Origin of the sequence: Chitinophaga sp. W3I9 (assembly GCF_050434025.1) — a bacterium.
In the GTDB taxonomy this organism is placed as follows: Bacteria; Bacteroidota; Bacteroidia; order Chitinophagales; family Chitinophagaceae; genus Chitinophaga.
This window is the reverse complement of sequence record NZ_JBNPWC010000001.1, coordinates 4,960,417-4,973,320: the sequence shown is the minus strand read 5'-3', so window position 1 is coordinate 4,973,320 and position 12,904 is coordinate 4,960,417. Positions and strand designations below refer to the sequence as shown.

Annotated in this window: 14 protein-coding genes; 11 read left to right on the top strand and 3 right to left on the bottom strand. The window is 46.0% G+C overall.

Annotated features, from left to right (window positions below; all coding sequences use genetic code 11):
- Positions 1-89: 89 nt before the first annotated feature.
- From QFZ51_RS20385 to QFZ51_RS20355, 7 genes are all read left to right on the top strand, one after another.
- A complete protein-coding gene (locus QFZ51_RS20385) occupies positions 90-635 on the top strand; it encodes a GNAT family N-acetyltransferase (protein ID WP_429048392.1) in 546 nt (181 codons plus the stop codon).
- A gap of 49 nt (positions 636-684) precedes the next feature.
- Complete coding sequence (locus QFZ51_RS20380; RefSeq protein WP_429048390.1) at positions 685-1,326, top strand: hypothetical protein; 642 nt, start codon at positions 685-687, stop codon at positions 1,324-1,326.
- A 40-nt stretch (positions 1,327-1,366) separates the two neighbouring features.
- Positions 1,367-2,761, top strand: a complete 1,395-nt coding sequence (locus QFZ51_RS20375) for an alpha/beta hydrolase-fold protein (RefSeq protein ID WP_429051593.1) — start codon at positions 1,367-1,369, stop codon at positions 2,759-2,761.
- Positions 2,762-3,012: 251 nt separating this feature from the next.
- The gene (locus QFZ51_RS20370) at positions 3,013-3,399 is read left to right on the top strand and encodes a VOC family protein (protein WP_429048388.1); all 387 of its coding nucleotides are present in this window, start codon (positions 3,013-3,015) and stop codon (positions 3,397-3,399) included.
- A gap of 56 nt (positions 3,400-3,455) precedes the next feature.
- Positions 3,456-4,313 carry a serine hydrolase gene (locus QFZ51_RS20365; RefSeq protein ID WP_429048386.1) on the top strand — a complete coding sequence of 286 codons (858 nt, stop codon included), beginning with the start codon at positions 3,456-3,458 and terminating at the stop codon, positions 4,311-4,313.
- Between the two features lie 73 nt (positions 4,314-4,386).
- Positions 4,387-4,968, top strand: a complete 582-nt coding sequence (locus tag QFZ51_RS20360; protein WP_429048385.1) for a TetR/AcrR family transcriptional regulator — start codon at positions 4,387-4,389, stop codon at positions 4,966-4,968.
- A gap of 74 nt (positions 4,969-5,042) precedes the next feature.
- A complete protein-coding gene (locus QFZ51_RS20355) occupies positions 5,043-5,837 on the top strand; it encodes an SDR family NAD(P)-dependent oxidoreductase (protein ID WP_429048383.1) in 795 nt (264 codons plus the stop codon).
- A 36-nt stretch (positions 5,838-5,873) separates the two neighbouring features.
- Here the strand turns inward: QFZ51_RS20355 and QFZ51_RS20350 are convergent, their stop codons facing one another.
- On the bottom strand, positions 5,874-6,338 hold the full coding sequence (locus tag QFZ51_RS20350; protein WP_429048381.1) for an NUDIX domain-containing protein: 465 nt from the start codon (positions 6,336-6,338) through the stop codon (positions 5,874-5,876).
- A gap of 152 nt (positions 6,339-6,490) precedes the next feature.
- On the opposite strand from QFZ51_RS20350, the gene QFZ51_RS20345 reads away from it, so the two are divergent.
- Entirely contained in the window at positions 6,491-7,603 is a 1,113-nt protein-coding gene (locus tag QFZ51_RS20345) for a glycoside hydrolase family 88/105 protein (RefSeq protein ID WP_429048379.1), read from the top strand.
- Here the strand turns inward: QFZ51_RS20345 and QFZ51_RS20340 are convergent, their stop codons facing one another.
- Both QFZ51_RS20340 and QFZ51_RS20335 read right to left on the bottom strand, forming a co-directional pair.
- Positions 7,604-8,311, bottom strand: coding sequence for a DUF6320 domain-containing protein (locus tag QFZ51_RS20340; RefSeq protein WP_429048378.1), 708 nt, complete (start codon positions 8,309-8,311; stop codon positions 7,604-7,606).
- Complete coding sequence (locus tag QFZ51_RS20335; protein ID WP_429048376.1) at positions 8,308-9,585, bottom strand: hypothetical protein; 1,278 nt, start codon at positions 9,583-9,585, stop codon at positions 8,308-8,310. Before QFZ51_RS20335 ends, QFZ51_RS20340 begins: the two co-directional genes overlap by 4 nt.
- A gap of 64 nt (positions 9,586-9,649) precedes the next feature.
- On the opposite strand from QFZ51_RS20335, the gene QFZ51_RS20330 reads away from it, so the two are divergent.
- The 3 genes from QFZ51_RS20330 (at position 9,650) to QFZ51_RS20320 (ending at position 12,857) form a co-directional block, all read left to right on the top strand.
- Positions 9,650-10,540: an alpha/beta hydrolase gene (locus QFZ51_RS20330; RefSeq protein ID WP_429048374.1), complete on the top strand. Its 891-nt coding sequence runs from the start codon at positions 9,650-9,652 to the stop codon at positions 10,538-10,540.
- Positions 10,541-10,642: 102 nt separating this feature from the next.
- Entirely contained in the window at positions 10,643-11,911 is a 1,269-nt protein-coding gene (locus tag QFZ51_RS20325) for a cation:dicarboxylate symporter family transporter (RefSeq protein ID WP_429048373.1), read from the top strand.
- A gap of 439 nt (positions 11,912-12,350) precedes the next feature.
- The gene (locus QFZ51_RS20320; RefSeq protein ID WP_429048372.1) at positions 12,351-12,857 is read left to right on the top strand and encodes a DinB family protein; all 507 of its coding nucleotides are present in this window, start codon (positions 12,351-12,353) and stop codon (positions 12,855-12,857) included.
- Positions 12,858-12,904 lie beyond the last annotated feature (47 nt).

Below are 12,904 nucleotides of genomic sequence, written 5' to 3'. Positions count from 1 at the left end.
TCCGGGTCGCCATTTTTTCTGTTAGAAAATACAAAAAAATATAGGAGCCTATCTGTTATATTTACATACTGTAATATCTGAGTTTCAACATGAAAGTATTTCCTGAACTGTATACCAGTAGATTAAAACTGCGAAAAGTAGAAAGGGATGACCTGGGCGCCCTGTTAAAGTATGCCAATAACAAGAGGATCTCCGAAAACATATTAAATATCTCCTATCCTTATAAAGAGGAAGACGCTGCCTTTTGGATAGACCTTGCGCTAAAGGCATACGTGACCGGGGAACGGGTTGTTTTCGCGATTAATTTAAAAGAGCACAATGAATTCATTGGTGCAGTAGGATTGAGTATTGATACCCGTCATAACCATGCTGAAATGGGCTACTGGATCGGGGAACCATTCTGGGGAAAGGGACTCATGACGGAGGCGGTGAAGGAAGTCCTAAACTTTGGATTCAACACCTTGCACCTCCATAAAATTTATGCGACTGTTTTTCCAGATAACAGTGCATCAGAAAAGATTTTAATTAATAGCGGCCTGGTAAAAGAAGGGGAGCTGGTGGACCAATATAAAATTGGCGATGTTTATAAAACTGTTTTCCAATACCGGTTAATAAAGTATGAGTACGAAAAGTAAAGTGCATTCATAGTGCATGGCGAGTGCATGAGGAGTGCATTGGGAGTGCATGGGAACAGTATTAATAGTGCATGGATTACCCATGGTATACCCATGGATGAGGTACCCGGGAAGTATTCATGATATAACAAGGATACCAGGCTTATATTGGACAGACAAACTTAAATTGCCTTTAATGACCCATTTCCCAATAGACTATTTCCAGGTTGTATTACAGGAAAACATTCCTTTAAGCGAGGATGAGATAAAACATATTGACAAACAACGAAGTGAATTCTTTAAAGACGCCCCAGGTATTTTGATGACCGCCACACTTTTTATAATGGCGATCGCTTATTACTTTATACAACACGAAATTAATCTACAATATTACCATTACATTTTGTTTGTTTTTGCAGGAATAGCAATGTTCGGTCTTTTTTATTTATTTGTTTGGCTAACGTTCAGGAGTTTTAAAAACGATTGGAAGAAAGATATTATAAACGGGAAAAACAAATTGTCGAGTGTAATTATCAGCCGTCACAAAACAGAAAATGACGAATATATTGTGACCTTTGCAGGGCGGCATAAAGGTGAGAAATTCAGCCTGCCGGTTAAGAAAGCGGACTACTATCATTACCCAATAGGCACAAAAGTGCTCGTTTCCTATTTAAAATATAGCAAAGAAGTACTTGAAATTACGGAATTATAGCAAAGTATCAGTGACAACTTTAAGCACAAAAAACAGGACGATGCGTTTATTTTTTTGTTTCTTATTTCTTGTTACAATTAGCGTTGAAGCCCAGCATACTACATCAACAAAGGATTCGATTTACTCGAATAGACTGGGTGAACTACGTAAAATTGAGATTATTTTACCGGACAATTACGCAGCAGACACTACTCATTATGATGTGTGGTACGTGATTGATGGGGAGTGGAATACGCATACGTTTACGAATATCTTCAATTTCCTGGTGGCGATAAAGTTCGCTCCGCAGGCGATCATTGTGAATGTCCCCAACCGTTATGTCAACGGTTTCAACCTGCGCGACCGCGATTTCACCCCTATCCAATCGAAAGATGTGGACAGCTCGGGTGGTGCGGACAAATTTCTTGCCTTCTTTGAAAAAGAGCTGATGCCCTATATTAATCGCAAGTATCGCGTGAGTAGCGAGAGCGGGTTGTTCGGTACATCATTGGGTGGGGTATTTGCTTTTTACACCCTGCTTCAGCGGCCGGACTTGTTCCGTTTCTATACGCTCGGCGACCCGGCTTTCCAGTTCGGCGACCGGTACCTCGTGCGGATGGCAGCGCAAAAACTAAAGTCGGTTCAATTCCGCAACACCGCGCTGAATATCGGCGGCCGCAGTGGTTTTTCCTACGGCGACATGGCGCGTGATGCAATGGACAGCATACTGAAAGCGAATGCACCTTCAGGGCTGCACTGGCACTCGGCGCTCTACGACAATGAAACGCATGGCTCGAGCGTGTTCAAATCGAACTATGATGGACTTAAATATGCTTACCTGGGGTATTACGTTCGCAACGCCCGTTATCAACCGACCGGCGGCATTGTGGTGAAGGGCCGGTCGATCCGCCTGTTTTTGCCAACTGATAACGCTGAGATCCGCTATACGCAGGATGGTTCATTGCCCAACCGCAACAGTGCGCTGGTAGATGATCATTTGATCACAGATGATCCTTCAGGTATCCGGGCAATATCGTTTTCGCCGGGCGGGCGATACGACCATGAGCTGCCAATGAACCTGCGGACAGGTAACTATCTGACGCCGGAAAAAATGTTGCGTACCACCCGGCAATTGCCAAAGCTCGATCTGCAATCGAAACCTGTGGATGGGCAGCTGACCGGAGCCGTAGCTATTCCGCGTGATGGCTATTACGTATTTCAACTAACGCCTTCGGAAGGCACACAACTCTATCTTAATGATTCATTGCGGATTCAGTACAACCCGGCGGATGGTCATGCACGGCAAACGGTGATACTGCCACTGCGCAAAGGGAATTATATTTTAAAACTATTGCATCCCGCAAAAAAAGCGGATGATCCATCGCTGAACTTCGGACTCTATTACAGCGAAAACGGGCAGGACGACTGGTGGCGAAATCCGTTAGTGAAGTGGTGAGCACTACACGATCTCCCTCCTGCCGGTTTTTTTTGCATGGTCGATCGCCTGTTGCCCCTGTTGGGTCATAGCGCCTTTTTCAATCATTTTCCCGGCCCCATAGTGAGTTGGTTTGTTTTAACAAAAGTAAAAGGGAGATATGACAACCCATGTCAGCAGGAAATACATTTTTTTAAAAGTCCCGGATGGAGGTTACATATTCTTTAGTATATTGACTATCGACTTCTTCTTTCACTTTTTTAATCGTACATATGAAAAAAGTAACGGGCCTTGGAGGCGTTTTTTTTAAATGCGCTAATCCACAGGAAATGAACGAATGGTATGCCAAAAACCTTGGATTGACTACCAGCGAATACGGGACTACGTTTGAGTGGCGGGAGGCCGATAATCCATCGAAGAAAGGATCTACCTCCTGGTGTGCGTTTCCGCAGGATACGGCATATTTTAAGCCGTCGGCCAAGCCGTTTATGATTAATTACCGGGTGGAAAATCTCGTTGCGCTGGTAGCGGAACTGAAAAAGGAAAACGTGACCATTGTGGATGAGATTGCGGAATATGATTATGGCAAATTCGTTCATGTGCTCGATCCGGAAGGCAATATTATTGAACTTTGGGAACCAAAAGAGGATTCAGAATAATATCTCCTATGAATACCGGCTCCCGTATTATAACTTAAAGCAAACATTCCTTATATATGCACAAATGGTTGCTGCTACTGCTATTGACTCCTGCACTTGCTTTTTCGCAGGAGGACCGTAAACTTGAAAAAGGATTGAGAAATATTATCACCGGGTTTCACGGCGATGTGGGAATTTACGTAAAGAATCTGAAAACCGGCCGTTATGCCGCTATCAATGCCGATACTATTTTCCCCACGGCCAGCATTGTGAAAATTCCTATCCTGGTGGGCATGTTTGACAAAATAGAGAAAGGGGAGCTGAAATATCATCAGCCGCTGGTTTACCGCGATTCCATTAAGTATGGCGGATCGGGCCTGATGCAGTTCTTTAAAGACAGCACTTCAACGGAGGTGAGTGTATTGCTGGCGCTGATGATGTCTTACAGCGATAATACCGCATCCATCTGGAACCAGTCGCTGGCAGGAGGGGGGCAACGCATTAATGAGCTGATGGAGCAGTACGGGCTTGCGGTTACGCGGGTAAATTCACGTACCCCTGGCCGTTCAGAGATCTGGAAAGTATACGGCTGGGGCATGACTACCCCCCGCGAAATGGCCACCCTGCTGGTGAAGATCCGTAATGGTGAGGTGATCAGCAAGGCCGCTTCCGAACGCATGTACCGGTTAATGACCCACGGGTATTATGATGAAACCGGGTTGTCGGCTATTCCGCCGTATGTACAGGCCGCCCATAAAACCGGTTCACTGGATGAGTCCAGGTCAGAAGTGATCCTGGTAAATGAACCGCGGGGGGAGTATGTGTTTTATGTGGGCACCAAAAATAATAAAGATCAGCGCTGGACAGACGATAACGAAGCACAGGTGCTGATCAAGAACGTTTCCGCCTACCTGTGGAAGTATTTCAAACACTAATCTTTTAAAGATAATTAAGACTGTTCCTAAAAAATATCTATTTTTGTAGTGATTAACACAAAATTTGTATTGTATGAGGGGACGGCCAGCCATATATGATAATAAGGATGTTGTAGAGAAGGCACAGAAAGTGTTTTGGACAAAGGGATATACCGCTACATCTCTGGAAGATATACTCACGGCTATGGGAATAGGCAGCGGAAGCTTTTATAATGCCTTTAAAGGAGGAAAGAAAGAGCTGTTCCAAAAAGCCATCCAACAGCGCAGGGAAGCATTTAAGGAGTTTGAAACAGCGCTTAATCAAAGTGATGCGCCAATGGAGCTGATCAAAGACTTCTTCCGCAGCATGGCCCGGGTCGACCGGGAAACGCATCTGCAGGGCTGCATCATCGTTAACACGGTTGTGGAAATGGCCGCTCTTGACAAAGAGCTGGAAGAAGAAGCGGTAACCATTCTGAAAGAAGTAGAACAACTATACACCAAAGCCATCCGCCGCGCGCAAAAGAATGGCACTATGAAAAATCAAACCGACCCCGTGATCCTGGGCCGCTACCTGGTTACACTCTGGAACGGGTTGAACGTTACCAGGCGTATGTATCCTGATAATAAAATCCTCCTCAAACAGATTGAAATGCAGCTGGAAATCCTCCGCTGATTTTTTTGCTGATTTTTGTAGTGATCAACACAGAATAAAATATTTCGCCATTAAAATAATATAACAGGACGCTCATGGATTTACAATTAACATCAAAAACGGCTTTTGTCAGCGGATCTACACAAGGTATCGGCTTTGCCATTGCCAGGTTATTACTGCTCGAAGGAGCGACGGTCATTATCAACGGAAGAACGCCTGAAAAGACAGCTGGGGCAGTGAACAGACTGAAGGAAGAAATACCGGAAGCTAAGGTATCCGGCATAGCAGCTGACTTTGCCAGCGCCGCGGAGGTGAACCGGTTGTTGGATACGCTTCCTGGTATTGATATTTTAATTAACAACGTAGGAATATTTGAACTAAAGGAGTTTGCGGATATCACGGACGAAGACTGGCAGAAAATTTTTGAGATAAATGTATTGAGTGGTATCCGGCTATCGCGGCAGCTGCTTCCCAAAATGCTGGAGCGTAACTGGGGCAGGATTGTTTTTATCAGCAGCGAATCCGGTATTCATATCCCGGGAAATATGATCCACTACGGTACCACTAAAACTGCCATGCTGTCGGTGAGCCGTGGACTTGCAGCGTTAACTAAAAACACCGGGGTTACGATAAACGCTATTCTTGGCGGGCCCACCTATTCCGAAGGTGTGGCGAACGCAGTGGAACAAATTGCAGGTGCGCAAAACCTGGGCGTGGAAGCAGTGAAAACAGGTATTATTAAAACAATGAATCCAACCTCCTTATTACAGCGGTTCATTGAGCCTTCCGAAATCGCCAGCCTGGTGGCTTATCTTTCCAGTCCTTTGTCGGTAGCCACCAACGGAGCTGCGCTCCGCGCAGATGGAGGTGTGCTCAATACCATTGTGTAGTATTAGCCGGGCCGGATGCGCCATCCGGCCCGGCTTTTATAAAGCTGTTAAGCCCAGTTGCAATACTTCTTCCAAAAACGCTACCTGTCTTTCATTGATCAGCTTTGCCGCCTCCTCCGGCGTAAACCAACCGGCTTTGTCTATTTCAGGATAGGTTTTATATTTCCCGCTTCTCGGCGGCCATTCTATTTCAAACGTATTGCTCACTATTTTCGCAGGATCCAGGTTACCGGATGCAGCCCAGCAGTGTACCTGCTTGCCACCCTTTTGGGTGATGGAAGTCAGCCGGGTGAAAGGAGCGGCCGGCGTGTACCCCGTTTCTTCTTCAAACTCCCGGATAGCCGTATTCAACGGATCTTCTCCCGGCATAATTTCTCCTTTGGGAACCGTCCACCAGCCGGCGTCTTTTTTTGCGAAAAAAGGGCCACCAGGGTGTACCAGGAAAAACTCAGGTCCGACCCTGGCAGCACGGATGAGTAAAATACCGGCGCTTTGTTTCATTCGGTGAAAGATTGTTGGTTTCCAAACTTACAACAATACCCATACCGGACCGCAAAAAAGTACCCGCAAAACTACGGGGTATTGTTTATAATTGTTAAATTGACAGTTATATACAGTAACCCATCAGAAGAATCTGAAATAAATTACCACGTATGAAAAGCCTGTTTATTACGCTATGTCTTATCAGCCAGCTGGCCTTTGCACAAAAGCTGCCGGCGAAAAAAGAGACCCTGGCGGCAATGCGCCTCACCAATCAATATTTTATGCAGAAATGGCCCGATCCGGGCAAGCCTACCTTTACCAATAAAGAACGTCCCTCTAATTTGTGGACCCGGGCGGTTTATTATGAAGGACTCATGGCGCTGTACAATATCGACAAGCAAGCCGCTTACTATGATTATGCCGTGGCCTGGGGCAATAGTCATCAGTGGGGACTTTGGGGCGGCACACAAGTACGGAATGCGGATAATCAATGCTGCGGACAAACCTACATAGACCTGTACCTCATCGATAAAAAAGAAGAACGCATCAGGGATATTAAAGCCGCCATGGATAATATGAAAGCCTCCCCGGAAGTGGACGACTGGTGGTGGATCGATGCGCTGCAGATGGCCATGCCCGTGTTCGCCAGGCTAGGCGTGATTTATAAAGATACCAGCTATTTTAACCGGATGTATACCATGTACGCCTACACGAAATATAATCACGGCGGTAAGGGTTTGTATAACCCGGCAGATCACCTGTGGTGGAGAGACAAAGATTTTGTGCCTCCCTATACTGCACCGAATGGGGAAGACTGCTACTGGAGCAGGGGCAATGGCTGGGTGGTAGCTGCACTGGTGCGCACGCTGGATTTGCTTCCCACCAGCGATCCGCATTACAAGGAATACCTGCAGGACTACCAGGATATGTTAAAAGCCCTGGTCCCCATCCAACGCCCGGATGGCTTCTGGAATGTAAGTTTGCATGATGCGGATAACTACGGCGGAATGGAATTGACCGGCACCTCGCTATTCGTATACGGAATGGCCTGGGGCATCAATCATCAACTGATCGATAAGAAAACCTATCTGCCTATAGTCCGGAAAGCATGGAATGCCCTCCTGGAAAACTGTATCGATAAAGATGGACGATTAGGCTATGTGCAGGGCACCGGTAAGGAACCTAAAGACGGACAGCCTGTTACCTTTGATAAAGTACCCGACTTCGAAGATTATGGATTAGGCTGTTTCCTGTTAGCGGGCAGTGAAGTTTACAAACTGTGATTACCGGTGAAAAGTTTTTTCAAGGCTTCTGCCTTTCTTTAACCCGAAGTGCAGAAATAATAAGGCAATAGCCACCAACAGCACGCACAAACAAACAATGAGGCTCCAGTCCAGGTGAATATTCCCGGTGTGGTACAGGGATAGTATGGCCTCTATAGCTATACATAATACCGCGCCGCCAATAAACGTATAGGCGATCAGGTTAACGCCTTTGGAAACCGAATGCCGGATGATGCTTAGCAAAACGGCGGTAATACCACTGGCTGTCAATAGAGCAGGAATCGCTATGGGGGCCGCCCAGCTGAGTCCACCGGTTAGCGCATCTAATAATAACATAAGCACGGACGAGGTGATAAATCCTCCCAGCATACGGGCCGTGCTGCTGCCTGACCAAAAGGCAAAGAAGGAAACATAGGCGAAAATAGTAAGACAAACAGCCACCGGGTATTCCGACCAGGAAACGGTTTTGTTGATAATAAGATTAATCAGCAACGCAGCTACAATAGAGGAAATCAGCACCAGAGATACAATTTCCCACACCAGTTTCTTTTGTTGCTTTGTCAGCGTTTCAGCCGGGGTTGCTATTATTTTCCTGCCGTTGTCAACTGTTTCCTGCTTTTCGCTGTTGGTACCTGCTCCGGCGCCGCATAGCGGGCATATCAGCATATCGTCTTCCAGTATTACGCCACAGTTATTACAATACTTCATGAGTTTATTATTTTAACAGCGATATCCTGCTGCGCCATAAATGTCAGGAAATGTCTTTCCAGTTCTTTTGAGGTGGTGATATTGCCAAAACTTAATACGAGGTTGTCGCCGAACCCGGCAACACCGCAATTTACCTTCAATACTTTATTGGGCGGAGGGGCAATAAATACAAACTGCTCAATCAGGTGATTGGCGTCTGGTCCGAGGTCTATCTTTCCCAGGTTGGTGACTACGCCACTATATTGTTTTGTACCAACAATATACAGCCTGGAAAGGAAAAGCGATTTCAGGAAAAGCGGGATATTTTTCACCAGCGTATTGCGTTCACCACCCACATTGCGGGAAATCATTTTATTGATCAGCTTCTGGTCGGTTTCCAGTTGCATCTGGTGATATACGGTTTTAACGATCTCCTCAAATGTATAATGTCCCAGCCTGAGATCGATTTGCGGAAGTACATACAGTGAGAAGTTCCTCATCGACCGCGTGGGGTACAACTTACGTAGGTTCAGCGGAACTTCGATACGTAATATTTTCCTGTTGATATTCTTTTTTAAACGGGGTTGTTGTTCATGAATTTGCTGTAGTGCGTGAAGATAAACAGCGGTGAGATATACCGTGAGGCTCACTCCCAGCGCCTTTGCCTTTTTAGTAACCTGGGCTACGGGCATGATGGCGGTAAGCACACTGAACCTGGGTTTTCTTTTTAAAGAGAAGGGAACATGAAAGGCGCCGGGAGTTTTTATATGCGGCGCGTCTATTTTTTTAAAATACCTGCTATAGGCATCTTCGTATTCTTCCAGCGCCGGTGGTTGATCGGGATTGTAAAACACCGGTTTGTCTGCAAGTGGAATACAGCATTTTTCAAAATACACGAGTAATAATGTTTTCAGAAATTCAAACGCGCCGGTGCCGTCTGTCAGGATATGCGAAAATTCAACGCTGATCCTGTTTTTCTTTACCAGTATGCGAAACATCAGTTCCTTTTTCCGGAAGGCGCGGCAGGGTGTTTGCAGATCTGCTTCTACGGGAACCGGGCCCTGTTGTTGTTCGAGGTAATACCAGAAGAACCCTGTTTTAAGCCTTACTTTGTAATAAGGGAACCGGTTTTCAATTTCGTGAACGGCTTCCAGCATAGCCTTTGCCTTTATCCGGTCTTTTAACACCACCGCTACGCGGAAAACGGAGGTAAGCTCGTTATCCTTAATAGCCGGATAAATTTTTGCTGCATTATCCAGGCGGAGCCAGAAATCGTTTGTCTGAATATTAGGCATACCTTACTGGTTGTAAATATTATGATGCGAGGCAGCACCGTTGTTATATTTAAAACAGATCAATTTGGCCAGTATACACAGCAAATTATTTGCCCTTTTTCTCCGGTTAATCGGGAAGAAGCACTTTCTAAAAACACTGCTGGCCACAGGCAAGCAGAATTTTTACAGTAGTCCGGAGCCCACGGCTAAGGTCCACAAATTTTGCGTGGTAGCCAAACGGCAGCTAAACGGCCAGCCTGTTTTCACCCTGCAGTCCCGCACCGGGAAAGGGCGGAAGCATATACTGTATTTGCATGGAGGCGCTTATGTACAAAATTTTACATCGCACCATTGGTCTTTTATGGCCGAATTGGTAGCGGCCACGCATTGCACTATCTCAGCGCCGGATTACCCGCTGGCGCCTGACTTTACTTTTGAAGATACTTTTAAGATGGTGCTGGCCCTTTACAGGGAATTACTTGAAAAAGTAGCCAAAGAGGACCTGATCATCATGGGCGATTCTTCAGGAGGAGGGCTGGCACTGGCGCTATGCCAGTTATTGGTAAAGGAACAGCTGCCGCAGCCGGGACAGCTGATCCTGCTTTCGCCCTGGCTGGATATCAGTTTGAGTAACCCGGAGATACACGAAATCGTAACGCAGGATCCCTTTATGGGACTGGATGGACTTCTGCAGGCCGGCAGGATCTATGCGGGTAACGCACCGCTGGACCATTACCTGCTTAGCCCTATTTATGGCTCATTTAAGGGATTGGAAAACATCACTGTTTTTGCAGGATCCAGGGAAATACTGGTAGCCGATGCCCGTAAACTGAAAAAGATGATGGCCCCGGAAGTGTTGCAGTTTACGTATGTGGAATACCCCGGGATGGTACACGACTGGATGCTCATTAACTTACCTGAATCCAGGCAGGCACGTCAGCAAATTATTTCCGTTATTGAAACCGGTGGATTGTAAAGCTGCAACCGATCCCATAAAATAAATATATGACCCTTGCTGAAATAAGCGGCTAAAATTTCGTTACTTGACGGGGAATTTCAACGAAAACCGATAGAACCCATGCACGAAGACATTGCGTCGTATCAACCGGAAGTAGCCGTGAACCGGAGTTTGCACATCAGGATCTTTACCAATCTCACCTTTTGGGTGCTCATTGCCATTATCGCCGGCATATTATTAGGCACCCTGGCGCCGGCCACCGGTGTGAAGATGGAAATTATAGGAAAAACCTTTATCGATATTATCAAGCTGTTTATTGCACCCATTATATTCCTTACCATTGTTTTAGGGATCAGTGGAATGGAGAACCTGAAAAAAGTGGGTCGTATTGGTGTTAAATCACTGCTTTACTTTGAAGTAGTTTCCACCATATCCCTGGCCGCCGGCGTTTTGATGGCCTTATTGATCCGGCCGGGAAAAATTGATAAGTCGTCCCTGCAAATCGAAAATGCTTCCAAATACACTTCCGGTGCAGCAAAGAGTTTCGACTGGCTCACCTTCTTCCTGAATAACATGACGCTGCAGGTATTGGTGGCCGCCATCATCATCGGGGTATTGCTCAATTACTCGAAATACCGGCAGGTGATTATTAAGGCTCTGAGCAAACTTTCCAAACTGGTTTTCACAGCATTGAAATACGTGATGTACCTGGCTCCGCTGGGCGCTTTCGGGGGAATGGCCTACACCATTGGCAGGTTCGGTTTACATACGCTGGTGCCGCTGGCCAAATTGATGGGCACCGTATACCTCACGATGGCCGTTTTTATTTTCCTGGTGCTCGGTGGTATCCTGAAGTACTATAAAATGAGCATCTGGAGATTTCTGAAGTATATCAAAGAAGAACTGTTACTGGTACTTGGTACTTCCTCCTCAGAATCTGCGTTGCCTTCCATCATGCTGAAGCTGGAGAAGATGGGCTGCAGTAAATCCGTAGTGGGATTGGTAGTGCCAACCGGCTATTCCTTTAACCTGGACGGGACCTCTATTTACCTGTCGATGTCCGTTATTTTTATCGCGCAGCTGTATGATGTGCACCTGACTATCGGGGAAATTCTCACTATTATCGGAATATTGATGATCACCTCGAAAGGCGCCGCAGGCGTAACCGGCAGCGGCTTTATTGTACTGGCTTCAACACTCACCGCTATTCATAAAATTCCGGTAGAAGGTCTTGCTTTCCTGTTGGGGGTAGACAAGTTTATGAGTGAAGCACGTGCCATTACAAATATTATAGGGAACGGTGTTGCTACAATAGTAATTGCAAAAAGCGAAAAAGAATTTCATCCGCCGGCGGAAAAAGCGGGGGAGTATACGGGGGAAACATATTAAAAAGCAGCTGGCCCAATTTATGGCGCCGGCTGTTTTCATTTTTTACATCAACAATGCAAAATTCATTCGATAAAGCGCCATCCGCTGAATCAAATATCCTGATGCGGCAACGACCCCTGACATCAAATAGCCTCAGGGAGCGGATCTCAGCCTTTACCGGCTGGAAGTCTTGTCCGGGGTTGTCATTTACTGTTTGTACAAGGCTCTCCGTGCCATTGTTGCCTTCATAAAATGCGATCATACCCATTTGATAAATTTTGAGGGTGAATAGTAAATGTTTGAGGATCATCATACCAGCAATGAATGCTGGTCGGATACCAACTTAAGAAGAATGTTTAGTTATTAGTATTCCTAACAAAAAATTCATGTTTACATGTGTTTATTTTTTTGATAGAAATCACTTATTATCATTATTTTTAAGTTAAGTAATCGGATAGTAATGAAAAGAACTGAATGGTTCAACAGAACATTCCCTGTTATTGAAGACAACGGCCTGCTGCCTGCTATTATAGAACGGCTTAGCGGAACTCCTGCCCGCATAGAAGAGATCATCCGCACCACAGCTCCTGAATTACTCATTATAAAGCCAGGGGAGAAGTGGAGCATCAAGGAGGAAGCAGGACATCTTTCGGATATGGAACCGCTGTGGCTGGGTCGCCTGGAAGATCTTATCAACGGCGCCACAGAGCTGAGGGTAGCGGATTTAACTAACCAGAAAACACATGCTGCCAATCATAATGCAACACCCGCCAGCGTGTTGCTGCAACAGTTCCGTGGGCAGCGGCAACAGCTTGTCAGCAGGCTTTGGAGCCTGGAGGATGAGCACCTGGCAAAAACAGCGCTGCACCCACGCCTGAAAACGCCTATGCGGATCATTGACCTGGCCTATTTTGTGGCAGAGCATGATGATCATCATCTTGCAGGGATCAGGCAGTTGCTCGGATAACAGCGATTGTCAACTATATTTTCCAACCGGATAACATTACTACCGGT